Annotated in this window: 22 protein-coding genes; 3 read left to right on the top strand and 19 right to left on the bottom strand. The window is 65.0% G+C overall.

Annotated features, from left to right (window positions below; genetic code table 11):
- The first annotated feature begins 92 nt into the window (after window positions 1-92).
- From AAFG07_RS09845 to AAFG07_RS09835, 3 genes are all read left to right on the top strand, one after another.
- Entirely contained in the window at window positions 93-953 is an 861-nt protein-coding gene (locus AAFG07_RS09845; RefSeq protein WP_342727102.1) for an SDR family oxidoreductase, read from the top strand.
- An 88-nt stretch (window positions 954-1,041) separates the two neighbouring features.
- Window positions 1,042-2,145, top strand: coding sequence for an alkene reductase (locus tag AAFG07_RS09840; RefSeq protein ID WP_342727101.1), 1,104 nt, complete (start codon window positions 1,042-1,044; stop codon window positions 2,143-2,145).
- A gap of 339 nt (window positions 2,146-2,484) precedes the next feature.
- Complete coding sequence (locus AAFG07_RS09835) at window positions 2,485-3,297, top strand: tetratricopeptide repeat protein (RefSeq protein ID WP_342727100.1); 813 nt, start codon at window positions 2,485-2,487, stop codon at window positions 3,295-3,297.
- On the opposite strand, the gene AAFG07_RS09830 is transcribed toward AAFG07_RS09835, so the two are convergent.
- From AAFG07_RS09830 to AAFG07_RS09740, 19 genes are all read right to left on the bottom strand, one after another.
- Complete coding sequence (locus tag AAFG07_RS09830; protein WP_342727099.1) at window positions 3,286-3,996, bottom strand: hypothetical protein; 711 nt, start codon at window positions 3,994-3,996, stop codon at window positions 3,286-3,288. The two genes, AAFG07_RS09835 and AAFG07_RS09830, sit on opposite strands and share 12 nt — an antisense overlap.
- Before the next feature lie 172 nt (window positions 3,997-4,168).
- Window positions 4,169-5,911 (bottom strand): ABC transporter substrate-binding protein, encoded by a 1,743-nt coding sequence (locus tag AAFG07_RS09825; protein WP_342729107.1) that lies wholly within the window; start codon window positions 5,909-5,911, stop codon window positions 4,169-4,171.
- A 109-nt stretch (window positions 5,912-6,020) separates the two neighbouring features.
- Window positions 6,021-6,347 (bottom strand): DUF2160 domain-containing protein, encoded by a 327-nt coding sequence (locus AAFG07_RS09820; protein ID WP_342727098.1) that lies wholly within the window; start codon window positions 6,345-6,347, stop codon window positions 6,021-6,023.
- Between the two features lie 8 nt (window positions 6,348-6,355).
- Window positions 6,356-7,162, bottom strand: a complete 807-nt coding sequence (locus AAFG07_RS09815) for a carbohydrate ABC transporter permease (protein ID WP_342729106.1) — start codon at window positions 7,160-7,162, stop codon at window positions 6,356-6,358.
- A complete protein-coding gene (locus tag AAFG07_RS09810) occupies window positions 7,162-8,064 on the bottom strand; it encodes a sugar ABC transporter permease (protein ID WP_342727097.1) in 903 nt (300 codons plus the stop codon). Before AAFG07_RS09810 ends, AAFG07_RS09815 begins: the two co-directional genes overlap by 1 nt.
- Window positions 8,064-9,149: an ABC transporter ATP-binding protein gene (locus AAFG07_RS09805; RefSeq protein ID WP_092124513.1), complete on the bottom strand. Its 1,086-nt coding sequence runs from the start codon at window positions 9,147-9,149 to the stop codon at window positions 8,064-8,066. Before AAFG07_RS09805 ends, AAFG07_RS09810 begins: the two co-directional genes overlap by 1 nt.
- A gap of 12 nt (window positions 9,150-9,161) precedes the next feature.
- Complete coding sequence (locus AAFG07_RS09800) at window positions 9,162-10,301, bottom strand: ABC transporter ATP-binding protein (protein WP_342727096.1); 1,140 nt, start codon at window positions 10,299-10,301, stop codon at window positions 9,162-9,164.
- Complete coding sequence (glpD, locus tag AAFG07_RS09795) at window positions 10,298-11,842, bottom strand: glycerol-3-phosphate dehydrogenase (RefSeq protein WP_342727095.1); 1,545 nt, start codon at window positions 11,840-11,842, stop codon at window positions 10,298-10,300. The genes AAFG07_RS09800 and glpD overlap by 4 nt, the downstream gene beginning before the upstream one ends.
- A 336-nt stretch (window positions 11,843-12,178) precedes the next feature.
- A complete protein-coding gene (locus AAFG07_RS09790) occupies window positions 12,179-13,009 on the bottom strand; it encodes a DeoR/GlpR family DNA-binding transcription regulator (protein ID WP_092124510.1) in 831 nt (276 codons plus the stop codon).
- Between the two features lie 161 nt (window positions 13,010-13,170).
- Window positions 13,171-13,845, bottom strand: coding sequence for an HAD-IA family hydrolase (locus AAFG07_RS09785; protein ID WP_342727094.1), 675 nt, complete (start codon window positions 13,843-13,845; stop codon window positions 13,171-13,173).
- 81 nt (window positions 13,846-13,926) lie between these two features.
- Window positions 13,927-14,121 carry a hypothetical protein gene (locus AAFG07_RS09780; protein ID WP_342727093.1) on the bottom strand — a complete coding sequence of 65 codons (195 nt, stop codon included), beginning with the start codon at window positions 14,119-14,121 and terminating at the stop codon, window positions 13,927-13,929.
- 166 nt (window positions 14,122-14,287) lie between these two features.
- The gene (locus AAFG07_RS09775) at window positions 14,288-14,689 is read right to left on the bottom strand and encodes an acyl-CoA thioesterase (RefSeq protein WP_223969804.1); all 402 of its coding nucleotides are present in this window, start codon (window positions 14,687-14,689) and stop codon (window positions 14,288-14,290) included.
- 41 nt (window positions 14,690-14,730) lie between these two features.
- On the bottom strand, window positions 14,731-16,827 hold the full coding sequence (locus tag AAFG07_RS09770) for a 3-hydroxyacyl-CoA dehydrogenase NAD-binding domain-containing protein (protein ID WP_342727092.1): 2,097 nt from the start codon (window positions 16,825-16,827) through the stop codon (window positions 14,731-14,733).
- A 2-nt stretch (window positions 16,828-16,829) separates the two neighbouring features.
- Window positions 16,830-18,113 carry an acetyl-CoA C-acetyltransferase gene (locus AAFG07_RS09765; protein ID WP_342727091.1) on the bottom strand — a complete coding sequence of 428 codons (1,284 nt, stop codon included), beginning with the start codon at window positions 18,111-18,113 and terminating at the stop codon, window positions 16,830-16,832.
- A complete protein-coding gene (locus AAFG07_RS09760; protein WP_342727090.1) occupies window positions 18,113-20,380 on the bottom strand; it encodes an acyl-CoA dehydrogenase in 2,268 nt (755 codons plus the stop codon). The genes AAFG07_RS09765 and AAFG07_RS09760 overlap by 1 nt, the downstream gene beginning before the upstream one ends.
- Window positions 20,381-20,815: 435 nt before the next feature.
- The gene (locus AAFG07_RS09755; protein ID WP_342727089.1) at window positions 20,816-22,081 is read right to left on the bottom strand and encodes an SMP-30/gluconolactonase/LRE family protein; all 1,266 of its coding nucleotides are present in this window, start codon (window positions 22,079-22,081) and stop codon (window positions 20,816-20,818) included.
- Window positions 22,082-22,410: 329 nt separating this feature from the next.
- A complete protein-coding gene (locus tag AAFG07_RS09750; protein ID WP_342727088.1) occupies window positions 22,411-23,034 on the bottom strand; it encodes a flavin reductase family protein in 624 nt (207 codons plus the stop codon).
- 162 nt (window positions 23,035-23,196) lie between these two features.
- On the bottom strand, window positions 23,197-23,805 hold the full coding sequence (locus AAFG07_RS09745) for a TetR/AcrR family transcriptional regulator (protein WP_342727087.1): 609 nt from the start codon (window positions 23,803-23,805) through the stop codon (window positions 23,197-23,199).
- Between the two features lie 21 nt (window positions 23,806-23,826).
- Window positions 23,827-26,964: an efflux RND transporter permease subunit gene (locus AAFG07_RS09740; protein ID WP_342727086.1), complete on the bottom strand. Its 3,138-nt coding sequence runs from the start codon at window positions 26,962-26,964 to the stop codon at window positions 23,827-23,829.
- Between the last annotated feature and the right edge of the window lie 3 nt (window positions 26,965-26,967).

Genomic DNA, 26,967 nt, shown 5'->3' with positions numbered 1-26,967 from the left:
CGCCTTCGCCAAGGTTTCGGCGCGACACGTCGCCTCGCACGCTTGGCCGTGCTACTGCTCCCTGACAACAACAAGACGTCAGGGAGCACACCATGCCGACCACAACCCACGCACCAAGAGCCGTCGATCCGTCCGCCTCGCTGCATGCGGAATCGCTGGGGCTTGCGAAGAACCACGGCCGCCTCGCCGACCGGCGCATCATCGTGGTCGGCGCGGGACAGCGCACCACCGTGGATGAAGCGCCGCCGATCGGCAACGGCCGCGCCATGAGCGTGCTGTTCGCGCGCGAAGGCGCCGCGCTCGCGTGCCTCGACGTCAACAAGGCCGCCGCCGACGATACCGTCGCGCAAATCACGGGTGAAGGCGGCAAGGCCTTCACCGACGTGGTCGATGTCTCCGACGTCGCGGCGATCGCCCCCGCGGTTGAACGCTGCGCGCAAGAACTCGGCGGGCTCGACGGGCTGGCGCTGAATGTCGGCATTTCCTCCGGCCTGTCGCTGCCCAAAATGACGGCAGAAGCCTGGGACCGCGACTACGCCGTCAACGTCCGCAGCCACATGCTGTTCGCGCAGAAGGCGCTCGAGGTGATGGCGCCGGGCGGCGCGATCATCCTGATCTCCTCGATGGCGAGCCAGCGCGCCGGCGGCCGCCACCCGGCCTATGAATCCTCCAAGGCAGCGCAGATCGCGCTGGGACGGGCGATCGCGCGGGCCGGCGAGGACAAGGGCATTCGCTGCAATGTCATCGCGCCCGGCTTCATGGACACGCCGATGGGCCGCGATGCCAGCCGCAGGCGATCGGACCGCGCCGTGACAGTGCCTTTCGGCCGCCAGGGTACCGGCTGGGAGGTCGCCTATGCCGCGCTGTTCCTGATTTCGAATGAATCCTCCTACGTGAACGCGCACACTTTGTTCCTCGATGCCGGCCACATGGGCGGAATTGTGCGCGGCTAGCCTGCAAACTGGGCATATCCCGACCATTGCGCTCGTCGCGGCAATGCACAAATCTCTCCTCATCGATCATTGTCTGGAACCGTTTCACATGAGCCACCCGACCAAACTTCTCGAGCCCTACAAGCTTGGCCCGCTGACGCTGCCGAACCGATTCGTGATGGCGCCGCTGACGCGCAACCGCGCGGTGCCGCCCGGCATGGTGCCAAGCCCGCTCGCGGTGGACTATTACGGCCAGCGCGCTTCTGCCGGCCTTCTGATCACCGAGGCGAGCCAGGTCTCGCAGCAGGGCCAGGGCTATCAGGACACCCCCGGCATCTATTCGAAGGAGCAGGTCGCGGCCTGGCGCAAGGTCACCGATCGCGTGCATGAGCGCGGTGGCCACATCTTCATCCAGCTCTGGCATGTCGGCCGCATCTCGCACACCTCGCTGCAGCCGAACGGCGGCGCGCCGGTGGCGCCGAGCGCAATCCGCGCCAAGGGCAAGACCTTCGTGAACGGCACCTTCGCCGACGTGTCCGAGCCCCGCGCGCTCGACCTGTCGGAGATCCCCGGGATCATCGAGGATTTCAAGCGCGGCACCGCGAATGCGCTGGCGGCCGGGTTCGACGGCGTCGAGATCCATGGCGCCAACGGCTATTTGCTCGACCAGTTCGCGAAGGACGGCACCAACAAGCGCACCGACGCCTATGGCGGTTCGATCGAGAAACGCGCCCAGCTGATGCTGGAGGTCTCCAAGGTCGTCGCCAAGGAGGCCGGCGCCGAGCGTACCGGCATCCGCATCTCGCCGGTGACGCCGGCCAACGACGTCTCCGACAGCAATCCGCAACCGCTGTTCGACTACATCGTCGACCAGCTCAATGCGCTCAAGCTGACCTATATCCACGTCATCGAGGGCGCGACCGGCGGCCCGCGCGACATCGCACCGTTCGACTACGCCTCGCTGCGCAAGCGCTTCAAGCAGGCCTATGTCGCCAACAACGGCTACGACTTCGCGCTGGCGGAGAAGGTGCTGGAGGCCGGTGCTGCCGACCTGATCGCGTTCGGCAAGCCGTTCATCTCCAATCCCGATCTGGTCGAGCGGCTCAAGGCCGGCGCCCCGCTCAACGACTGGGACAAGGCGACCTTCTACGGCGGCGGCGCCAAGGGCTACACGGATTATCCGACGCTGAAGGCGACCGAAGCGGCGGAGTAAAACCCGGTCCGCTTTCCTTCCACATCGTCATTCCGGGATGCGCCGCCAGGCGCAGACCCCGGAATCCATTGATCCGCATCACTTGCGTCAGGATAGATTCCGGGCTCGCGCTTCGCGCGCCCGGGAATGTCGAAAGAGAATGCTGGAATTGCGACGAGAGGAACAAGGCCGGGATCGCTCCCGGCCTTTATTCGTTGCGTGCCGTGCTCCGGATTCCTATGCCCATGCAGATGCGCGCGGCGGCCGGCTACTCCCCGGCGCGGTAAGCGCTGGTCATGATCTCCGGCGCCGCATAGCATGGACCGTAACGAGCTAACCTGAAGACGGTCGCCCACGGAAATGAGCAAGGACAACGCCGAGGATATCGTTCGACGCGCCACCGTCGCCTTCAATGGCGGCCGGCATGGCGAGGCGATCGAGCTCTGCGAACGCGGCCTTGCGCGCCAGCCCGGCGAGCCGATGCTGAGCCATCTGCTCGCCGCCGTGCTGTTCGCCAAAGGCGAGATCGCACTAGCCCGCAAGCATATCGAGACCAGCCTGGCGCAGCGCCCCGACAATGCGGCGGCGCGGCTGCTCGCGGGGCGCCTCGCCCGCGACGGCGGCGAATTCGATGCGGCACTGACGCATCTCGACCGCGCCATCGCGCTCAAGCCGCAACGCGAAGCCTTCGTCGAGAAGGCACGCACACTGGAGCTGGCTGGCCGCAAGGTGCAGGCCGGCGAGGCCTGGGAGGCGATCCTCAAGGCGATCCCGGAGCATCAGGAAGCCAATGCAAGGCTCGGCCGGCTCGCCTGGGAGGCCGGTGACCTCGCCGATGCTGTAAGCCTGCTCGAGCGCGCCGTTGCGAGTGCGGCACCGGCTTCGGCGTGGTTCGATCTCGGCGTCGCAAAGCAGGATTTGCTCGACCATGACGGTGCCGCACGCGCCTACCGCAAGGCGCTCGAGATCAAGCCGGATTACGCCGAAGCGGCGCTCAATCTGGGGATCACGCTGCAGGACAGCGGCGAGCCCGACGCCGCGATGCAGGCCTTCGCGCGCGCCTATGCCTTGCGTCCACAGCTGTTCGGATCGATCGCGATGGCGCTGACCTCGGCCCCGCACGGCCGGCTGTGGCTCGATGAGCGCGCGCTGCGTGCAGCGCTAGGTCACTAGCCGGCCGCGCTTGGCGCGGAAATGTTTGCGATAGACATTGGGCGCAGCCAACACCTCGCCGACGACTTTCGAATAGGCCTCGCGATGCGCATCGTCGAACACCTCGAACACCAGTTCGGGGGCCGCGCGCGGCACCGCGAAACATTGCACGACCGGCATCCCCTTCGGCAACACGCCGGCAAAATCAGGCTGGGTCCAGACCGCCGGGAAATTGATGCCGCCGTCGTGAAACCGGTCGGCGTCGACCAACCCCGAGATCACGCGGAACGGCAGGTCGTCGCGATTGACCGGATGGGTCGCGAACAGCGACCAGCCCGGCTCGAGCTCGATGGTCCAGAAGCTGTTGAATTTCAGCGCAGCCAGCCCGTTGGCAAACGGCGCGCCGGCGAATTGCGCGACGGGATGGAAGCTGAGCGGCGCGCGCGGATGGCCCTGCGTTGCGGGCTCCGGAATGTCCCAGTCCCAGGCGAATGCGCCGCGCTCGACCCTGACATCGCAGGGTAGCGGGATCATGACCCCATGGGCCATCGCATCGACGAAGGGCGGGCATTGCTTGACCGTCCGGATCTCGCGGTCGTGGATGTCGGAATGCGCCTTCGCCGGCATCGCGCGCAACCAATCGGGCAACGCAGTGCGGGCCGGATGTGGCCGCGGCAGATGATCGGCGAGCCGCGGATCGCAACGAAAAGTCATGCGCATGACGAAACTCCGGGATCATGATGCGATGACGGGAAGACGCATATGACCTCATCGCGTCATTTGAGCACAATCCTGAACCGGTCTCCACAGCCACAGATCCGGCAAAAAAGGCCGGGATTGCTCCCGGCCTTCTGCAGTCTGCGGATGGCGTGGGCTGGTACGCCTTACCGCCTTACTTGGCTTCGGCGCGCTTCGGCGGGGTCGCCGGCCACGACTTGATCAGCGTGTCGTAGTCGATCGTTTCGCCCTTCGGCTTCTCGTTCGCAAGCTTGCGCTGCGGAGCGATGGTGCCGTCCTTCTCGGCCTTCTTGTACCAGAACTCGGCGGTTTCCTTCTTGTTCAGCTTCGGTCCGCAGGCACCCTGCACACCGGACTTCTCAAGACGCTCCATCACCGAATCCTGGGCCGCGGCGAGCGCGTCCATCGCAGCTTGCGGCGTCTTCGCACCGGACGACGCATCGCCGATGTTCTGCCACCAGAGCTGAGCGAGCTTCGGATAGTCAGGCACGTTGTTGCCGGTCGGGGTCCACTGCACGCGCGCGGGCGAGCGGTAGAACTCGATCAGGCCACCGAGCTTCGGCGCGCGCTCGGTGAACGACTTGTCCCAGATGTCGGATTCACGGATGAAGGTGAGACCGACATGGCTCTTCTTCAGGCTCGTCGTCTTGGAGACGATGAACTGCAGATAGAGCCAGGCCGCCTTGCGGCGGTCGACCGGGGTCGACTTCAGAAGCGTCGCCGAACCCACGTCCTGGTAGCCGAGCTTCATGCCGTCCTTCCAGTACGAGCCGTGCGGCGACGGAGCCATACGCCACTTCGGCGTACCGTCCGCGTTCATCACGGGCAGACCGGGCTTCACCATGTCGGCGGTGAAAGCGGTGTACCAGAAGATCTGCTGGGCGATGTTGCCCTGCGACGGCACCGGACCCGACTCGGAGAAGGTCATGCCCTGTGCCTGCGGCGGAGCATACTTCTTCATCCAGTCGAGATACTTGACGATCGAATAGACCGACGCCGGACCATTGACGTCGCCGCCACGTTCGACCGACGAGCCGACCGGACGGCAGCCTTCCATGCGGATGCCCCATTCGTCGACCGGCAGGCCGTTCGGGAGACCCTTGTCGCCGTTGCCGGCCATCGACAGCCATGCGTCGGTGAAACGCCAGCCGAGCGAGGGATCCTTCTTGCCGTAGTCCATGTGACCATAGACGCGGACGCCGCTGACTTCCTTGACGTCGTTGGTGAAGAACTCGGCGATGTCCTCATAGGCCGACCAGTTCACGGGAACGCCGAGATCGTAGCCGTACTTGGCCTTGAACTTGGCCTTGTAGTCCGGGTTGGTAAACCAGTCGTAGCGGAACCAGTAGAGGTTCGCGAACTGCTGGTCGGGCAGCTGATAGAGGTGACCGTTCGGCGCCGTGGTGAACGACTTGCCGATGAAGTCGTCGACGTCGAGCATCGGATCGGTGACGTCCTTGGCTTCGCCCTTCATCCAGTCGGTCAGGTCGACGGCCTGGCCATAGCGGAAGTGGGTGCCGATGAAGTCGGAGTCGTTGATCCAGCCGTCATAGACGTTCTTGCCGGACTGCATCTGGGTCTGGATCTTCTCGACGACGTCACCTTCCTGGATGATGTCGTGCTTGACCTTGATGCCGGTGATCTCCTCGAACGCCTTGGCGAGCGTGCGGGACTCATATTCGTGGGTGGTCAGGGTTTCGGAGACGACGTTGATCTCCATGCCCTTGAAGGGGGCAGCGGCCTTGATGAACCACTGCATCTCCTTCATCTGGTCGTCCTTGGAGAGGGTCGACGGCTGGAATTCGCTGTCGATCCACTTCTTCGCGGCCGCCTCGTCGGCGCGGGCCGGCGCGACAAGAGTGACCGATGCTGCGACGAGCGCGACCGCGCTGGTCATCGTCAAAAGCTTATCTTTAGTCATTCGTAAATGTCGCATTAGATTCCTCCGGTTGCAGCGACTAAATTCAGGCCCGGGTAGACCCCGGATCTGCTCTTTTTCGCGTTCTTCAGACGGTGCGAAAAATCACCACGGCTGAAAGAAGCGAAATTACCGTTCCGAGCCACAGGCTCGAAATCTCGACGCCCTCCGCGATCGGCAGGGTGAAAATCGGATCGGTGCCGACGAGGCCGATCCACAGCAGGTGGATCACCGCCGCCAGCACCAGCGAAACGAACAGGCGATCGCCGCGCGTGGTCGGAATGCGCAGCACGCCAACCCGCTCCGCCTCGGGATAGCCGATCGCGAGCCAGGTCATCATCCCGAGTGTAGAGGCAAGCAGCACGAAGAAGATCGCGGTGGGCCAGGTCCATGCCATCCATGCGATGCTGTCCATGAGCCCTCCTAGACCCGGCCGAGCGCGAAGCCGCGCGCGATGTAGTTGCGGACGAACCAGATCACCAGTGCGCCCGGGATGATGGTGAGCACGCCGGCCGCGGCAAGCAGGCCCCAGTCCATGCCGGCGGCCGATACCGTCCGCGTCATCACCGCGGAGATCGGCTTGGCGGCAACCGAGGTCAGCGTGCGCGCGAGCAGCAGCTCGACCCAGGAGAACATGAAGCAGAAGAATGCGGCGACGCCGATGCCACTCGCGATCAGCGGCACCAGGATCTTGATGAAGAAGCGCGGGAACGAATAGCCGTCGAGGAAGGCGGTCTCGTCGATCTCGCGCGGCACGCCGGAGACGAAGCCTTCGAGGATCCACACCGCCAGCGGCACGTTGAAGATGCAGTGCGCCAGCGCGACCGCCCATGGCGTATCGAACAGGCCGATCGCCGAGTACAGGTTGAAGAACGGCAGCGCATAGACCGCCGCCGGCGCCATGCGGTTCGACAGCAGCCAGAAGAACAGGTGCTTGTCGCCGAGGAAGCGGTAGCGCGAGAACGCATAGGCCGCCGGCAACGCCACCGCGATCGAGATCACGGTGTTGATGACGACATATTCCAGTGAGTTGATGTAGCCCGAGTACCAGCTCTCGTCGGTGAAGATGCGCCGGTAGTGCTGCAGCGTCGGTGTATGCGGCCACAGCGTCATCGTCGAGACGATCTCGGCGTTGGTCTTGAAGCTCATGTTGACGAGCCAGTAGATCGGCAACAGCAGGAAGATCAGGAACAGCGCCATGATCAGGCGGCGGCCGGGAATCGAATGCATCATGCCGCTCCCTCCTTGACCGGACGCTCGGTGCCGGCATTGGTCATCACGGTGTAGAACACCCAGCACACGATCAGGATGATGAGATTGTAGGCCAGCGACAGCGCGGCTGCCTTGCCGAGGTCGAACTGGCCGAGCGCGATCTTGACGAGCTCGATCGAGACGAAGGTCGTCGAGTTGCCGGGGCCGCCGCCGGTGACCACGAACGGCTCGGTGTAGATCATGAAGCTATCCATGAAGCGCAGCAGCACCGCGATCAGCAGCACGCGGTTCATCTTCGGCAGCTGGATCGCCTTGAACACCGCCCAGCGCGAGGCGCCGTCGATCTGCGCCGCCTGGTAATAGGCGTCGGGGATCGACTTCAGGCCCGCGTAGCAGAGCAGCGCGACGAGGCTCGTCCAATGCCAGACGTCCATCACGATGACAGTGACCCAGGCGTCGACGTCGTTGGAGACGTAGTTGTAGTTGAAGCCAAGGTGGTTCAGCGTATAGCCGAGCAGGCCGATATCGGGCCGGCCGAAGATCTGCCAGATGGTGCCGACCACGTTCCACGGAATCAGCAGCGGCAATGCGAGGGTGACGAGGCAGGCCGCGACGCTCCAGCCCTCGCGCGGCATCGACAGCGCGACGATGATGCCGAGCGGCACCTCGATCGCAAGGATCACCGCGGAGAAGAACAGGTTGCGGCCGAGCGAGGCCAGGAAGCGGCCGCCGAGATCGGTCGAGGGATCGAGCAGCTCCTTGAACCAGCCGACGCCGTTCCAGAAGAACTGGTTGTTGCCGAAAGTGTCCTGCATCGAATAGTTCACGACGGTCATCAGCGGCAGCACCGCCGAGAACGCCACCACCAGGAACACCGGCAGCACCAGGAACCAGGCTTTTTGGTTGATGGTCTTGTCCATCAGGCGACCCCTTCGACCAAATGGCTGTCGGCATAGACGTGGACGTTGGCGGGATTGAAGATCAGGCCGGCGGTATCGCCGGAGATCGAGAAGCCCGGCGGCACACGCGCCGCGAGTTTGGTGTTGCCGATCCGGACGCGGGCGAACTGGATGCGGCCGAGATCGTCGATCCGCTCGATGGTGGCCGACAGCAGCCCGGACGCGGGCGCCGCGACATCGACAAATTCAGGCCGCACGCCGATCTCGATCTTCTTGCCGGCCGGCAGGACACCATAGTTTCGATGCAGGCCGATGACATGGCCGTCGATCCGCGCCTCGTGGCCACTGACCTCGGCGGGCACGATGTTCATGCCGGGCGAGCCGATGAAATAGCCGACGAAGGTGTGCGCCGGCTTGTCGAACAGTTCGGCCGGCGTGCCGCTCTGCACCACGCGGCCGTCATGCATGACGACGACGGTATCGGCAAAGGTCAGCGCCTCGGTCTGGTCGTGGGTGACGTAGATCATCGTGAGGTCGAGCTCACGATGCAGCGCCTTCAGCTTGGAGCGCAGCTGCCATTTCAGCTCGGGATCGATCACGGTCAGCGGCTCGTCGAACAGCACGGCGGCGACGTCGGAGCGCACCAGGCCGCGGCCGAGCGAGATCTTCTGCTTGGCGTCGGCGGTGAGCCGCGTCGCCTTGCGGTTCAGGTACGGCGTCAGATCGAGCAAATCGGCGATCTGCCTGACCCGCGCATCGACCTCGGCCTTGGCGACGCCGCGGTTCTTCAGCGGGAAGGCCAGGTTCTGGCCGACCGTCATGGTGTCGTAGATCACCGGGAACTGGAACACCTGCGCGATGTTGCGCTTCTGCGTCGACAGCGGCGTGATGTCCTGGCCGTCGAACAGGATCTTGCCGCGCGACGGCGTCACGATGCCGGAAATCAGATTCAGCAGCGTGGTCTTGCCGCAGCCGGAGGGCCCGAGCAGCGCATAGGCGCCGCCCTGCCGCCAGGTCATGGTGACCGGTTTCAGCGCAAAGGATTCCAGCGGCGCGTCGTTGCCGCTGTAGGATTGCGCGAGATCGACGAGGTCAATGCGAGCCATCGGGCATCTCCCTCAATTGCTCTTGCTGGCTGACACGCGTGCCGCCAGCGAACTGCCATACAATTCGCTTGCAAACGCGGTCGCGGGCGACGCGACCAGGCGGTCGGCGGCGTCAAACACAAAGATATTCTCGGGATCGAGCGCGGCCTCGAGCACCTGCCCGGGTTCATATTCGTGCACGCCATGCAGCACCGCGACCCAGTTCGAATCGTGGACATGAACGTGCACGAAGCTCTCCGACCCGGTGATCTCGGTCACCGTCACGGTGGCGGAGAATTTGTGGCGGCCGGGCACGACGCTCCCGACCTCGAGTTGATGCGCCCGGAAGCCGATCTTGTACGTGCCGTCAGGCAGATTGGCGTACAGCCCCGCCGCGGGCGCCTGCTCGCCGCCGGCATAGACCACCCGGTCGCCCTTCTTCTGGATGCCGATGATGTTGAGCGGCGGATCGGAGAACACCTGCGCGACCCGCAGCGTGTCGGGATGGCGGTAGACCTTCGGCGTCGCGCCGGTCTGCAGCGCCTGGCCTTCCCACATGCACACCGTGTCGCCGCCGAGCAGCAGCGCTTCCGACGGCTCGGTGGTGGCATAGACGAAGATCGCACCCGAGGCCTCGAAGATCCGCGGCAGTTCGGCGCGCAGTTCCTCGCGCAGCTTGTAATCGAGGTTGGCGAGCGGCTCGTCGAGCAGCACGAGGTCGGCGCCCTTGACCAGCGCGCGGGCAATCGCGGTGCGCTGCTGCTGGCCGCCGGAAAGCTGCAGCGGCGTCCGCTTCAGATAGGGCTCGAGCCGCAACAGGCTGGCCGCCTCGGCCACCCGCTGCTCGATCTCGGCCTTCGGCTTGCCCTGCACCCGCAGCGGCGAGGCGATGTTCTCGTAGACCGTCAGCGAGGGATAGTTGATGAACTGCTGATAGACCATCGCCACCGAGCGTTGCCGCACGTCGGCGCCGGTGACGTCCCTGCCGTCGACCAGCACGCGGCCGGTGGTCGGCTTGTCGAGGCCGGCGAGCAGCCGCATGATCGAGGTCTTGCCAGACAGCGTGGGCCCGAGCAGCACGCTGAGCGTGCCACGCTCCAGCGTCAGCGAAACATTGCGGATGGTCTGAATGCCATCCACGGTTCGCGTGACGTTCTGCAGTGTAACGCTCATGCCCGTCCTCCCGCTTCGCGGAGGGGACGTTCACCTGACACGCGGTTGGCGACCATCCACTCGTCGAGCGCGGCGATTTCACCCGCCGTCATCCGCAAGCCCAGCTTGGATCGTCGCCAGACGACATCGTCCGCGGTCCGTGCCCATTCGTTCGCCATCAGGTACCGGACTTCACTCTCCGTCAAGGTGGCGCCGAAGGCGCGGCCGAGATCATCAGCCGTTGCTGCATTGCCCAAGACCTTGCTGGCGCGCGTGCCATAGGCGTGGGCGAGACGGTTGGCGTGGGACTGTGCGAGGAACGGATAGTTGCGAACCAGCTCGGCGCTCAGCGCCGCGACCGCCGAGACATCCATGTCGCCGCCGGGCAGCGGCGCCTTGCCGGTCCAACCCTCCTGCGCCTTCGCGCCGCGGAGATAGGGCGACAGCCGCTCCAGCGCCTCTTCGGAGAGGCGGCGATAGGTGGTGATCTTGCCGCCATAGATCGACAGCAGCGGGGCACCGCCGGGCGTATCGAGCTCGAACACGTAGTCGCGGGTCGCGGCCTTGGCTTCGCTCGCACCGTCGTCATAGAGCGGACGCACGCCGGAGTAATTCCAGACCACGTCCTCGGGCTTCACCGGCTTGGCAAGGTATTCGCTGGCGGAGGCGCAGAGATACTCGATCTCCTCACGCGTCGCCTTCACCTCGGCCGGATCGCCGTCATAATCGCGATCGGTGGTGCCGATCAGCGAGAAATCGTTCTGGTAGGGAATGACGAAGATGATGCGGCCGTCGGCATTCTGGAAGATGTAGGCGCGGTCGTGGTCGTAGAGTTTCGGCACGACGATATGCGAGCCCTGCACCAGCCGCACCTTGGCCCGCGCGTTGACGCCGACACCGGTGGCCAGCACCTGCTCGACCCAGGGACCGCCGGCGTTGACCAGCACGCGCGCCTTGATGGTGTCGCGGGCGCCGGTGGCGCCGTCCTCGACCGTGACGTGCCAGACGCCGTCGACCTGCCTGATCTCCACCGCGCGGGTACGGGTGCGAATCTCGGCGCCGCGATCGGCGGCATCGCGCGCGGTCAGCGCCACCAGCCGCGCGTCGTCGACGAAGCAATCGGAATATTCAAAGCCCTTGGTGTAGCGCCCGGGGATCAGCGGCTTGCCGACCACGTCGCGTGTCAGATCGACCGAGCGCGTCGCCGGCAGCAGGTGCCGGCCGCCGATATGGTCGTAGAGGAAAAGGCCGAGCCGCAGCAGCCAGGCCGGGCGCAGGCCCGAATGGTGCGGCAAAACGAAACGCAGCGGACGAATGATATGCGGCGCGATCTGCCAGAGGATCTCGCGCTCGATCAGCGCCTCGCGCACCAGACGAAACTCGTAATACTCGAGATAGCGCAGACCGCCATGCACGAGCTTGGTCGACCAGGACGACGTTCCGCTGGCCAAATCATTCATTTCACAGAGGAAAACAGAATTGCCCCGGCCCGCCGCATCGCGCGCGATGCCGCAGCCATTAACGCCGCCTCCAATGATGGCGAGGTCGTAAATTCGGTCCAAAGAGCGCTTCCCCCGGCAACCGTTTTCGCTTTGACGGTTTTACTTTCGGATTGAAGTAGATCACAACCGAAAACGAAAGCAAAGTGAAAATAGGGAACTTTTGTTGGGGATTTTTTGGGCGGAATGATCGTAGCGGGGGCAGACCCCTCGTTCGGCCCGTCAGTACAAGACCCGTCACCCTGAGGTGCGAGCGGAGCGAGCCTCGAAGGGTGCACGGCCCCGCCGGTGGCCGTCGTTCCTTCGAGACGCGCGCAAGGGCGCGCTCCTCAGGATGACGGTGAGAGAGCTGTGCGCGTGGATTCGTCGGATCGCCGAGCGATGAAAGCGAGAGAGGAATTACGCGCTGCGCAGCGTCGCGGGCGCGGCGTCGGCGCCGTTGTCGTCGATATCGGCCTGCGGCTTGTCCATCGCGACGACCACCTCGATGCCGCGGCTGTGGCAGATGTTGGCGAGGCCTGCGGGCAAGGGCGAATCGGTGACGAAGGTCTGGATCTGGCTCATATGGGCGATCCGCACCGGCGCGCTGCGGCGGAGTTTTGTCGCATCCGACACCAGCATCACGTTGCGCGCGTTGGCGATGATCGCCTGCGCGACCTGCACCTCGCGATAGTCGAAGTCGAGCAGCGCGCCCTCCTCGTCGATCGCGGACGCGCCGATGATCGCGTAATCGACCTTGAACTGGCCGATCAGTTGCGTCGCGGTGGAGCCGACCACGGCACCGTCGGCGCGGCGCACCGTGCCGCCGGCCACCACCACCTCGATGCGCGGATGGCGATACAGCAGCATCGCGACGTTGAGGTTGTTGGTGATGACCAGCAGGTCCTCATGCGAGGTCAGCGCGCTGGCGACCTCTTCCGTGGTGGTGCCGATATTGATGAACAGCGAGCAGCCGTTTGGAATCCGCGCGGCCGCGGCGGCGCCAATCGCCTTCTTCTCCTCGGCGGCGACGAAGCGGCGCGCCTCATAGGCGAGGTTCTCGACACCCGAGGCGATGATCGCGCCGCCATGGATGCGGGTCAGCGACCGCTCGTCGCAGAGATCGTTGAGGTCCTTGCGGATGGTCTGCGCCGACACCTCGAATCGCTTGGCAAGGTCCTCGACCATGACCCGGCCGAATGCACGTGCGATGTTGAGGATTTCAGTCTGGCGATGGGAGAGTCCGGCCACGGCGGCCCCCTTGAAACGGCGAATGACCCATCGTGCGACCGTTCGGCACGGAGGTCAACGAGCAAGCATCGGCGGGGTTAAGGACTGCGTTGCAGCAATGTCGAGCCGGCAACGTTTCGGCACAATGCCTCACCAAGCCGATTCCTCACCAAGCCGTTTCCTCACCAAGACATGGCGGATGCAACAAGGCGAATCAATTCCGGATCATCGAATGCCGCAGCGCTGGCGACCGCGCCGGCCGCGAGCAGATCGGCATGACCGAGCCCGGTTCGCATCCCGATCGTCGCGATGCCCGCCGCCGTCGCGGACTGGATGCCGGAGCGCGAATCCTCGAACGCGAGCGAAGCCGAAGCCTGCGCGCCTGCGAGGCGCAACCCCTCGAGATACGGCAATGGATGCGGCTTGCCGTGCGCCAGTTCATCGCCGATCACGAGCGCCTTGAAACGGTGCGCGATGTCCATCCCCGACAGCAGCAGTTCGGCGTTCGGGCGCGGCGCGTTGGTCACCGCCACCATCGGCACGCCGGCGCGATCGGCGCGGTCGAGCAGCGCCATCAATCCCGGCACCGGCACGATCTGGCCGGAGACCAATTCGCGGAAGATCCGCTCCTTCTCGCCGAGGATGCCGGCGCGGCGGTCGGCCGGCTCGTGGGCGAGGAAGCGCTCGCCGATCGAAGCATTGGAGAAGCCTTGCAGCTCCTTGCCGAAGCGCGCGTGATCGAAGCTGTGTCCATGGGGGCCGAGCACCTGGTTGAACGCCGCCAGATGCAGCGGATCGGTGTCGGCGAGCGTGCCGTCGATATCGAACAGCAGCGCTCTGCCTTGTGTCTGCGTCATCCGAAAAACATTTCCGTGAGTTCGGATGCATCAATACAGACTCTTGCGGCGCGCGCAAACGGCGCGCCGCGTGGCTCCATATCAGGAGGCCAGCTGCAGATCTTGCCCAGTGACAAGCCGTCGCGCCGCGCGCTCGGCCTCGCGTGCATTGCGGAAGATTTGGCCCTCCAGGGCCTGGAAGCGGTGCGAAGCCGCGAAAAACGCGTAACCCCTGGTATCGCGCACCACGATACCCGCGGTCTCGGAACTTACTTCGATGACGTAGCAGTCTGACATTATCGGCCTCGGTTTGATTCCGCGCCGACAACGGCATCGCCGCCTGTTTGTTCCTGAGTTTTTTGCGAAGCGAAGCGCCGCTTTTTGCGATCGAGCCGCGCTCCGGTCTCAGTTTCGACTCGTTTTTTCTTGCGCCGAATCAGCGGCGCTTTTCGCACGAAAGACGTCAGGTCGAAATCGTCGCACCATCGCGCTGGATCGGTTGCGGATGGCCCTGCTCGTCGATCGAGACGTAGGTGAAATTGCCGTCGGTGACGAGGATCGACTGCTGCTCGCGGCGGCGCAGCACCCAGGCTTCGAGATGCACCGTGATCGAGGTGCGGCCGACACGCACGAGGTTGGCGTGCACCGAGACGAGATCGCCGACATAGACCGCCTTGCGGAAGTTCATCGCCTCGATCGCAACCGTCACGGTGCGGGACTTCGCCAGCTTGGAGGCGAACACGCCGCCGCCGACGTCCATCTGGCTGAGCAGCCAGCCGCCGAAGATATCGCCATTGGCATTGGTATCGGCCGGCATCGCCAGCGTACGGATGCAGAGATCGCCCTGCGGCTCGTTGCCGCTGATCGGCGGCGCGTGAACGTGCGTTTCGGGCGCTTGGGTGTCGGTCACTTGAAGGTCTCCCAGCCTGCATCGGGTGCGAAACGATCGCCGAACTTCTGCGTCAGTGCGCGCAGCGCGGATACGACGCTGTCGACGCCGCGCGTGCGCGCGTAGTTGAGCGGGCCGCCGCGGAACGGAGCATAGCCGGTGCCGAAGATCATCGCGCCGTCGACCATATCGGGGTCTTCGACGATGCCTTCGCGCAAGGCGGCGACGCAGACATTGGAGATCGGCAGCACCAGGCGGTCGATCATCTCGTCGCTCACTTTCGGACCGGTCTCCGGCAGCGGCGCTTTCTCCGCCTTGCCGTCCTTCCAGGTGTAGAAGCCCTTGCCGGTCTTGCGGCCGAGCTCACCCTTGGCCACCTTCTCGCGCAGCCACGCCGGCGTCGGCGGCAAGGTGTCGCCGAACTTCGAGCGCAGCATGTCGCCGACATCGAGGCAGATATCGAGGCCGACCTGGTCGGCCAGCTCGATCGGGCCCATCGGCATGCCGAACTCGACCGCCGACGCGTCGATCAGGCGCTGGTCGGTCTTCTCGTCCAGCATCATCATCGCTTCGAGCATGTAGGGCGTCAGCGCGCGGTTGACGAGGAAGCCCGGCGAGCTCTTCACCGGCAGCGGCAGGCGATCGATGGCGCCGACAAAGGCGAGCGCTTCCTTCAGCATCGCGGCATCGGTGCCGTCATGGCTGACGACCTCGACGAGCTGCAGCCGCGACACCGGGTTGAAGAAATGCAATCCGAGCAGCCGCTCCGGCCGTGCCAGCGTGGTGCGCAGATCCTGCAAGGGGATGCTCGATGTGTTGGTGGCGAGGATCGCGCCCGGTTTCAGCTTCGGCTCGAGCGAGGCATAGACCTTCTGCTTGAGCTCGAGCTTCTCCGGCACCGCCTCGATAATCAGATCCGCATTACGGACGCCCTCGCCGTCCATGTCGGGGATCAGTCGGTCGAGCGCGTCGCGCTGGTCGATCTTCTTGCGCATGATCTTGCCGAACAGATCCGCGGCGCGCTTCATCGCGCCCGCGATCGGTTCGGCCTTCATGTCGGCGAGCGTGACGCGCATGTCCTGGTTGGCGCACCAGGCCGCGATGTCGCCGCCCATCGCGCCGGCGCCGATGACATGGACGTGCGCAACCTTGTTACCGGGGCCTGCCGCCTTCTTCATTTGCTCGCGCAGGAAGAACACCCGGATCAGGTTTTGCGCGGTCGGCGCCACCATCAGATTGGCGAACGAGGCCTTCTCCGCATTGAGCATCGCCGAGCGGTTGCCTGCGTGCTTCTCCCAGAGCTCGATCAGCGCATAGGGCGCCGGATAATGCTTGCGCGGCGCAGCCTTCTCGGCCTCGCTGCGCATCCGCGAGGCAAGCACGCCCCGGACCGGGCCAAGATTGAGGATCGCGTTGAGCATGCCCGGTTTGCCGCGCTTCAGCCGGCCGAACACAGCATCCTTCACCGCGTTGCGGACGTGGCGTTCCTGGGTGACGGCATCGACCAAGCCGAGCGATTTGGCGCGGCGCGCGTCGATCGTCTTGCCGGTCAGCATCAAGGTCATCGCCTGCATCGGGTTGACCAGTTCGGTGAAGCGCACGGTGCCGCCGAGGCCGGGGTGCAGGCCGAGCATCACCTCGGGGAAACCGAACCGCGCATCGTCGATCGCGATCCGCATCTGGCAGGCCAGCGCGACCTCGAGGCCGCCGCCGAGACAGAAACCGTGGATCACGGCGACCGACGGCACGCGCAACGCCTCGAGCCGGTCGATCACCGCATGGGCGCGGCCGATCTCGGTCTCGACCGCCCGCGGGTCGCTGGCGCCGCGAAACTCATTGACGTCGGCCCCGGCGATGAAGCCGCTCTTTTTCGCGGAGCGCACCACGAGGCCGGTGGGCCGCTGATTCTCCAGTGCCGCGACAACAGCATCGAGCTCCTCGAGCAGATCGGCGGAAAGTGTATTGGCACTGGTGCCGGCGCGGTCGAACAGCAGCCAGGCAATGCCGTCCTCGTCCCGCGTCAGCTTGAAATTCTTGTAGGGGCTGTCGGCTGCCGGCTTCGGCCCGAGCTCGAGCACGCGGTCGGCGAGAACGTCCATGATCCGTGAATCCATGATCACACCGTCTCTATCAACATCGCGCCGCCCTGCCCGCCACCGATGCATTCGGTGGCGACGCCGCGCCTGGTGCCGAGCCGCTTCATCGCATTGACCAGATGCAGCACGATGCGGTTGCCGCTGGTGCCGACGGGATGGCCGAGGCTGATCGCTCCGCCGTCGACGTTCAACTTCGCGCGGTCGATCTCACCGGCCGCGCCGTCGAGTCCCAAAATCTCGCGGCAGAATTTGTCGTCGTTCCAGGCGGCGAGACAGCCGAGCACCTGCGTGGCAAAGGCCTCGTTCAGCTCCCAGGTCTCGACCTCCTGCAAGGTCAGCCCGTTGCGCTTGAGCAGTGCGCTCGCCGACAGCACCGGACCGAGGCCCATGATCGATGGATCGAGCGCCGACCACTGGCTGTCGAGGATGACGGCCTTCGGCGTCAGCCCGTGCTTTGCCACCGCCGTCTCGGACGCCAGGATCACCCAGGAGGCGCCGTCGGTGATTTGCGAGGAATTGCCGGCGGTGACCTGACCCCACGGGCGCTCGAACACCGGTTTCAGCTTTGCCAGCGTTTCGGCTGTCGAATCCGGGCGGACGCCGTCGTCATGGTCGTAGAACTTGCCGTCGCGGGAGAACGCGGTCTCGACCTCGCCCTTGAGGAAGCCCTCCTTCTGCGCCTTCGCCAGCCGCTGGTGGCTCTCGGCGGCGTAAGCATCGGACTGCGCACGGGTGATGCCGAAGAGATGGCCGACCTTCTCGGCAGTCTGGCCCATGTTCAGTTCGGTGATCGGATCGGTCAGCCCGCGCTCCAGCCCGATGATCGGCTTGAAGTAGCTCGGCCTCACCTTCAGCGCCGCGGCGATCTTGGCCCCTACCCCCTTGGCGCCGGCAAAGCCGGCAAACCAGCGCACACCTGAATTGGGCCAGACCAGCGGCGCGTGGCTCAGCGCCTCGGCGCCGCCGGCGAGGATCAAATCGGAGATGCCCTCGCGGATGTAACGATAGCCGGTATCGATCGACTGCATGCCGGAGCCGCAATTGATCTGCACCGTGAAGGCGACCATCTGCTCGCCCATGCCGAGCCGGAGCGCTGCGACCCGCGCCGGGTTCATCTCGTCGGCGATGACGTTGACGCAGCCGAGGATGACCTGGTCGAAGGCGGTGGGCGCGAAAGGCTGCCGCGCCAGCAGCGGCCGGCCGCATTGCACGGCAAGATCGACCGGGGTGAACGGACCGGGACCGGAGCGCGCCTTCAGGAACGGCGTCCGGCTGCCGTCGACGATAAAGACTGGTCGCGCCATCAGCTCGCCGCCCTCTGCTCACCCAGCTCCTGGAAGAACTGATGCACGTCGGCGGTTTTCTTGTAAATCGGGGACAGCGCCTCGGGCGCAAAATCATCGACCTCGATGACCTTGGCGACGGCCTCATGGGCGGCGGCGAGCTTCTCGCCGTCGGCCTCGGTGATGACGCCTTTCTTGACGGCTTCCTTCCAGTCATGCAGCCGCGCTGCACGCAGCTGCTTGGCCGCATCCTCGGACTCGGTGACGAGACGGAAGGCCTTTTCCAGCCGCGCAATGCCGCCATCATCCTCGACAAAGGCGAGGTCGGGCGTCAGGCGGTCGCGTGCCGCCGACGGCGACAGCACGAGTTGTGCGCAGAGATGCACGACGCGGTCCGACGGACCCGTGACGCGCGCGCCGAACGGCTGGATCAAGAATTTCAGCATCCATGCCACCGGGCGGTTCGGCAGATTGGCGAGGATCTCCGCAAAGCGGTTCTCGATGGTCTTGAAGCCCGACGCCATGCACCATTCGAGCGCGGGAAGATCCTCCTTCTGCCGCCCCTCGTCCTGCCAGCGTTTCAGCGCGGCGGAGAGCAAATACAGCTCGGACAGGATGTCGCCGAAGCGCGCCGAGAGCATTTCCTTGCGCTTCAGCGCGCCGCCGAGGGTGAGCAGCGCCATATCGGCACACAACGCGAACGCCGACGAATAGCGCGAGAGCTGGCGATAGAACTCCGTCGCATCGCCGGCATCTGGCGCCGGTGCGAACAGGCCAAAGCTCCAGCTGCGGCCCCAGGCGCGGAACATGGTCGCGAAGCTGTGGCCGACATGCTTCCAGAACGCGGTGTCGAACGCAGTCAGGCCCTTGTCGCGATCGGTCTCGCTGAGCGCGTTCATCTCCTGCAGCAGATACGGATGCGCGCGGATCGCACCCTGCCCGAACACGATCAGATTGCGGGTCAGGATATTGGCGCCCTCGACCGTGATGCCGACCGGCACCGAACGGTAGAGCCCGCCGAGATAGTTCTGCGGCCCGTCGATCACGGCCTTGCCGCCGTGGATGTCCATGGCGTCGTCGATCGCGATCCGCATCCGCTCGGTGGCGTGAAGCTTCATGATCCCGGAGATGACGGCGGGGTGATGCCCCTCGTTCAGCGCGGCGCAGGTCAGCCGCCGCGCGGCGTCGAGCAGATAGGCGGTACCGGCGATGCGCGCGAGCGGCTCCTCGATGCCGTCGAATTTCGAGATCGAGATACCGAACTGCTCGCGGATGCGGGCATAGGCGCCGGTGGTGCGCGCGGCGTAGGCGGCGCCGGCGGCCGACAGCGACGGCAGCGAGATGCCGCGGCCGGCGGCGAGCGCCGTCATCAGCATCTTCCAGCCCTGGCCCAAGCGCTCCTGGCCGCCGATGATGTAGTCCAGCGGGATGAAGACGTCCTTGCCCCAGTTCGGGCCGTTCTGGAACACCTGCATCGCCGGCAGATGGCGATGGCCGATCGAGACGCCGGGCAGATGGGTCGGGATCAGCGCGACCGTGATGCCGAGCTCTTCCTCGCTGCCGACGAGGTGATCGGGATCATAGGCCTTGAAGGCGAGGCCGAGCAGCGTCGCGACCGGCCCCAGCGTGATGTAGCGCTTGTGCCAATTGAGCTTGAGCCCAAGCACCTCGCGGCCTTCGAAATTGCCCTTGCAGATGACGCCGGTGTCGATCATCGAGGCGGCGTCCGAGCCGGCCTCCGGGCTGGTCAGCCCGAAGCAGGGAATGTCCTGGCCCGCGGCCAAACGCGGCAGCCATCTGTCCTGCTGCTCTTTGGTGCCGAAGCGCATCAGGAGTTCGCCCGGCCCAAGCGAGTTCGGCACCATCACGGTGACGGCCGCGGTCAGCGAGCGCGAGGAAATCTTGCGCACCACTTCGGAATGCGCATAAGGCGAGAAGCCGAGGCCGCCGAACTCCCGGGGGATGATCATGCCGAAGAATTTCTTGGCCTTGATGAAGCTCCACACCTCGGGCGGCAGGTCGCGCCATTCCCAATTGATCTTCCACTCGTCGAGCATTGCGCAGAGCTCGTCGACCGGACCATGCAGGAAGGCCTTCTCCTCGTCGGTCAATTTGGCCGGCGCGAACGCCAGCAATTTCGACCAGTCGGGATTGCCGGTGAAGAGATCGGCGTCCCACCAGACGTCGCCGGCTTCCAGCGCCTCGCGCTCGGTGTCCGACATGGTCGGCAGCACACCACGCGCCCAGGAGAAGATCGGCTTGGACAGGTAATCGCGGCGGAAGCTCATGGTGGGGTCCTCATGAAACGGCAGCGCGGATGGGTGATGATCCTATCGGAAAGTGCCGTTCACCGGTGAACACTTCGCTGTTCAAATAAAGCGAAATTGACGCGGCCGAGCCGCCGTTTGTTAACGGCAGACCACGCGTTCAGTTCCGAAAGCTGAGCTGCGACAATCAGGTAGCCGAGGGTGGTAGCACCACGAAAGCAGGACGAACCAAGTGCCGGTCTCGCGGCAGGCTCCCCACCTCTCCCGCTTGCGGGGGAGGTCGCCGCGCATCAGCGCGGCGGGTGGGGGCTCTCTCCACGATACGACTCGCGGAGAGAGCCCCCACCCGTAGCCGACGCTTTCGCATCGGCGTCCTCTTCAAGGACGGCGGCCCGCCGGGCCGCCTATGCCTCCCCCGCAAGCGGGAGAGGGAGCGCAGTCTCCCACGCGGATACTTTACGCCGGCCCGGCGCCCTGGGTCGCGGTATAGACCGCATAGAGCGACTGGCTTGCGGCCATGAACAGGCGATTGCGCTTGGGGCCGCCGAAGGTGATGTTGCCGCAGACCTCGGGCAGCCGAATGCGGCCGAGCAGCTTGCCTTCCGGCGACCACACCGTGACGCCGTTGTAACCGACTGCGCGGCCGGCGTTGCTCGAGCACCAGACATTGCCGTTGACGTCGCAGCGGATGCCGTCCGGTCCGCACTTCACGCCGTCGATCGTGAAATCGCTGAACCGCTTGCCGTTGACGGGCTTGTTGTCGGCGCCGACATCGAACACGAAGACGTCGCCCTTGCCGCCGGGGCCGGTGTCGCCCGGTCCTTTGCCGGTCGAGACGACGTAGAGCTTCTTGTAGTCGGGCGAGAAGCAGAGGCCGTTCGGATCCGGCACCTGGTCCTCGGTCACCACGAGATCGACGCGGCCCGAGGGATCGATGCGATAGCAATTGGTCGGCAGTTCGCGCTTGGCCGGCGCGAAGCCCGCGGGCTGCCCGATCCGCGGGTTGAGCTTGCCGGCCGCGTTGCTCGGGCCACCGGCCGCGTCAGGCTCGCCCTCGTAGAGCTGGCCGCCATAGGGCGGATCGGTGAACCAGTAGCTGCCGTCGGGATGCGCGGCGATGTCGTTCGGCGAGTTCAGCCGCTTGCCTTGATAGTTATCAGCAAGCACCGTCGCAGTGCCGTCATTCTCGTAGCGCGTCACCCGGCGGGTGAGATGTTCGCAGGAGAGCTGGCGGCCCTGGAAGTCAAACGAATTGCCGTTCGAGTAGTTCGACGGCGTGCGGAACACGCTGACATGGCCGTCATCCTCCGACCAGCGCATCTGCCGGTTGTTGGGGATGTCGCTCCACAGGAGATAGCGGCCCTGCGAACTCCAGGCCGGGCCTTCCGCCCACAACAGCCCGGTATGGAGGCGCTTGATCGAGGTGTTGGGCTGGGCAAGGTCGTTGAAGGACGGATCGACCGCGATGATGTCGGGGTCCCAGAAATAGGTGGTCGGCGCACCGCGCGGACTGAAGTCGCGCGGCGGGCTGGTGATGGTCGTCGGCGGTCCGACCGGCGCGGGCGCGTTCTGCGCCAGCGCGCTGCTGACGCCGGCTGCGGCAGCGGCCGCCCCCACCGCCAATCCCTGGACAAGCGTTCGACGTGAAACGTTCGGATCGCGCGCCTCTTCCTTCTGACCGCTTTGCGCGCCCTTTGGACCGCTCCGCTCCTGGCGTGTCATCGCATCCTCCCACTATGTTCGCCGGCCGTTGATCCGGCCTGGCGCGCGGGAGGTTAGACTGCTCGCTCGGAGGTTGCGAGTGACGGTTTTTCATCACTGCGGGCGGAAATTTCACATTGTCGTGGTGTGGGCAGGCGTCGCGGGGCGCGCGAATGCACGGCGGAGAGCGACGTTCCTTACCTCGCCCCGCTTGCGGGGAGAGGTCGAAATTCAAGCGCAGCTTGAATTTCGGGTGAGGGGGTACAGGTCTCACCACGCTCACAACTCGTGGAGGCAGCCCCTCACCCCAACCCTCTCCCCGCAAAAGCGGGGCGAGGGAGAAGAAAGAACTAATCCGGCCGGATCATCTCGAACATGTTCTCCGGCTTGATCTCGAAATAGTCGCCGCGGCGGCCGGCGCGGACGATCGGGTGGGCGAGACCGGTCTGATAGACGCCGTCCTTGATGAAGGCCTTGTCGATGTGGACGGCGACCACCTCGCCGAGTGTGAGCCAGGCCTCGGCCTTCTTGCCGTCGGCGCCCTGGAGCTGGACGATCTGGCTCACCTTGCATTCGAACGACACCGGGCTTTCGGCAACGCGCGGCACGTTGACCAGCTTGCCGGCGACCTGCGTGAGCCCTGCGAGCTTGAACTCGTCGACTTCGCGCGCGACATGCGCTGCGGTCGCGTTCATATGCTTGGCGAGGTCCATCGTCGCCAGGTTCCAGACGAACTCACCGGTGTCCTGGATGTTGGCGACGCTGTCCTTCCAGTTGGTGGAGGAGAAGCCGATGATCGGCGGCACGTAGCAGAAGGCGTTGAAGAAGCTGTAGGGCGCGAGGTTGACGTTGCCGCCCTTGTCGCGCGAGGAGATCCAGCCGATCGGCCGCGGCGCCACGATGGCATTGAACGGGTCGTGCTTCAGGCCGTGGCCGTTCTTCGGCTCGTAGAAATGCAGGTCTTTTGCGGTCAAGCTTGGCCCCTCTCACGGTAGCCCGGATGGAGCGCAGCGCAATCCGGGACTCGTCTCACACGTGGAAGCATTCCCGGATTGCGCTGCGCTCCATCCGGGCTACAAATTCGCTTCGCTTGCAATGCAGGAAGAGTCAACTGACGAAAACGTCAGTGCCGGTGCTCAGTTGGCGCGGATGCGCGGCGACAGGCCGGCGATCACGAAATCGATCATCTGGTCGATGGTCGGGCCCGGCTTGGTGGCGCATTGGGCGATCATCTGCGGGTGGAAGAACCGCATCATCGCCGTGCAGGCGCAGAGCGCGGCGAGCTCCAGGTCGTTGACCTCGAATTCACCCGAGGCCACGCCTTGCGCGATCACCTCGCCGATCGTCTGGCCGATCAGCTCCATATGGGCGGTGCAGACCTCCCAATCCTCCTGCATCGCGATCTCGACCATCTCGTGCAGCTTGGAATCGCCGACATAGCGCTCGGTGTTCATGCGATTGATGGTCGTCATCATCTGGCGCAAGCGCGCCGCAGCGGGCCCTTCCGACCGGGCAATCCGCTGCGCCTCGATCTCGACCTCGCCCATCAGGCCGCGCGCCACGCCCTCGTGGATCGACTTCTTCGAATCGAAGAAGCGATACACGTTGGCGGGGCTCATCCGCAGCTCTTTGGCGATGTCGGCGACCGTGGTCTTCTGATAGCCGATCTGCCGGAACAAGCGCTCCGCCACCACGAGAATCCGCTCGCGGGTGTCGGTTTCGCTATGTTCCTGGATCAGCGTCATATTGGCCTGCTCAATCTTCAATTATTCGGCCGCCTCAGCAAGTGGAAATGCGAGTTGTCCCTCACCCGCATGCTGCGGCGCAGTATTGACTTGCTCGGGGCCGCTTTCATCCAAGGTCTTGCGGAACCAGAGGGCGTAAAGGCCCGGCAGATACAGCAAGGTCAGGAAAGTCGCAACAAACAAACCGCCCATGATGGTGATCGCCATCGGGCCCCAGAACGCCGAGCGCGACAGCGGGATCATGGCGAGGATCGCCGCGAGCGCGGTTAGCACCACGGGCCGGGCGCGCCGGACGGTGGCCTCGACGATCGCTTCGCGCCGGGTCAGGCCGGAGGACACGTCGCTCTCGATCTGATCGACCAGGATCACCGCGTTGCGCATGATCATGCCGGCGAGCGCGATCAGGCCGAGCAGCGCCACGAAGCCGAACGGCTGGTTGGCGACGTTCAACCCGAGCGAGGCGCCGACGATGCCGAGCGGCGCGGTCAGGAACACCAGCGTCAGGCGCGAGAAGCTCTGCAGCTGGATCATCAGCAGCGTCAGCATCACCATCACCATCACGGGGAAGAGGATGAAGATCGACGCATTGCCCTTGGCGGATTCCTCGAACGCCCCGCCCGGCTCGATCCGGTAGGCCGGCTCGAGATGGGCCTGGATGTCCTTCAGCTTCGGCGCGATCTGGTTGGTGACGTCGGGCGCCTGCACGCCGTCGACGACGTCGGAGCGCACGGTGATCGCCATGTCGCGGTTGCGCCGCCACAGGATCGGTTCCTCATGCGCATACTCGATCTTGGCGATCTGCTGCAGCGGCACCGCCACGCCATTGCGCGTGGTGATGGTGAGATCGCCGACGCGGCCGAGATCGAACCGCTCGGACGGCACCGCGCGGGCGACCACGCCGACCTTCTCGATGCCGTCGCGGATCGTGGTGACCGGCGCGCCCGAGATCAGCATTGCCAGCGCCTGCGAGACATCCTGCGGGGTCAGGCCGAGCGCGCGCGCCCGATCCTGGTCGACGGCGAGCTTCAGGTAGGGCGACTGCTCGTTCCAGTCGAGCTGGACGTCCTTGACGTTCTTGTTCTGCCGCATCACCTCGCGCACCTGGTAGGCGATGTCGCGCACCTTGTTGGCGTCGGGCCCGATCACGCGGAACTGGACCGGGAAGCCGACCGGCGGACCGAAATTGAAGCGGTCGACCCGGACCCGCGCCTCGTTCAGCGCGCCATCGGCGGCGGCCTGCTCGATCTTCGCCTTGACGCGCTCGCGCGCCTCGACGTTCTTGGCGAGGATGACGATCTCGGCAAAGGCCTCGTTCGGCAGCTGCGGGTTGAGGCCGAGCCAGAAGCGCGGCGAGCCCTGGCCGACATAGGCGGTGTAGGTCTGAATGTCCTGGTCGTCCTTCAGCAGCCCTTCGGCCTGCTTCACCGCCTTCTCGGTCACGTTGAAGGCGGTGCCTTCCGGCAGGCGGAGCTGCAGGAACAACTCGGGCCGCTCCGACAGCGGGAAGAACTGCTGCTGGACGTGGCCGAAGCCGACGATCGCGGCGACGAACACGCCGACGGTCGCCACCACCACCTTGATGCGGTGATCGACGCACCACTGCACCACGCTGCGCAGGCCGCGATACATCCGCGTCTCATAGATCGCGTGCGGATCGTGGTTCTGGTGCACCTTGATGTTCGGCAGCAGCTTGACGCCGATATAGGGCGTGAAGATCACCGCGACGAACCAGGAGGCGACCAGCGCGATCGCCACGATCCAGAAGATGCCGCCGGCATATTCGCCGACCGCCGAATTGGCAAAGCCGATGGGGAGGAAGCCAGCGGCTGTGACCAGCGTCCCCGTGAGCATCGGAAACGCGGTAGATTCCCAGGCAAAGGACGCCGCCTTCATGCGGTCCCAGCCCTGTTCCATTTTCACCACCATCATCTCGACCGCGATGATGGCGTCGTCGACCAGGAGGCCGAGCGCAATGATCAGCGCGCCGAGGGTGATGCGGTGCAGATCGAGCGACATCGCGTTCATCACGATGAAGACGATGCCGAGCACCAGCGGCACCGAGAGTGCCACCACGATGCCGGTGCGCCAGCCGAGCGCGACAAAGGAGACGAACAGCACGATCGCGAGCGCCTCGACGAAGGAGTGCACGAACTCGCCGACGGCGTGCTCGACCACCTTGGGCTGGTCGGCGATCTGCTGGATGTCGACGCCCTGCGGCACCGCCTTCAGGAACTCGGCGGTCGCCTGCTGGACCTCCTTGCCGAGCTCGAGAATGTTGGCGCCCTTGGCGGTGACGACACCGATGCCGAGCGCCGGCTTGCCTTCCTGACGCACTTTGAAGCTCGGCGGATCGACATAGCCGTGAGAGACGGTTGCGATATCGCCGAGCCGGAACACGCGGCCGTTGCTCTCGACCGGCGTTTCGGCAACCGCCTTGACGCCGTCAAGCGCACCGGTGACGCGCAGCGGCACGCGCTGCGACGACGTCTCGACCGTGCCGGCCGGGGTGACGTTGTTCTGCTTGGCGAGCGAGTCGAACAGCGCCTGCGGCGTGATGCCGAGCGTCGCGAGCTTGGCGTGCGAGAACTCGACGAAGATGCGCTCGTCCTGGGTGCCGTAGAGATCGATCTTGGTGACGCCAGGCACTTTCAAGAGACGCTGGCGAAAACCTTCCGCGACCTTCTTGAGCTGCGCGTAATTGGCGCCGTCGCCGGTCATCATATAGAGGATCGAATCGACGTCGGAGAATTCGTCGTTGACCACGGGGCCGAGAATGCCGGAGGGCAGCTCGCCCTGCACGTCGACCAGCTTCTTGCGGATGAGATAGAAGAGATAGGGCACGTCCTTCGGCGAGGTCGAATCCTTGAAGGAGACCTGCATCGCCGTGAAGCCCGGCTTGGAATAGGTCTGCACCTTGTCGAAGAACGGCAGCTCCTGCAGCTTCTTCTCGATCGGATCGGCGACCTGCATCTGCATTTCCTGCGAGGTCGCGCCCGGCCACATCACCGAGACGTTCACCACCTTGACGGTGAAGAACGGATCCTCGGCGCGGCCGAGCTTCTGATAGGAGAAGTAGCCGGCGGCGCCGAGGATGATCATCAGGAACAGCACCAGCGTCGGATGGCTGACCGCCCAGGCCGAAAGGTTGAAGCGCTTCATCGA

Source organism: Bradyrhizobium sp. B097 (genome assembly GCF_038957035.1).
Lineage (GTDB): Bacteria > Pseudomonadota > Alphaproteobacteria > Rhizobiales > Xanthobacteraceae > Bradyrhizobium.
Note: the sequence above shows the minus strand (reverse complement) of the source record. Positions and strands in the feature narration are given on the sequence as shown.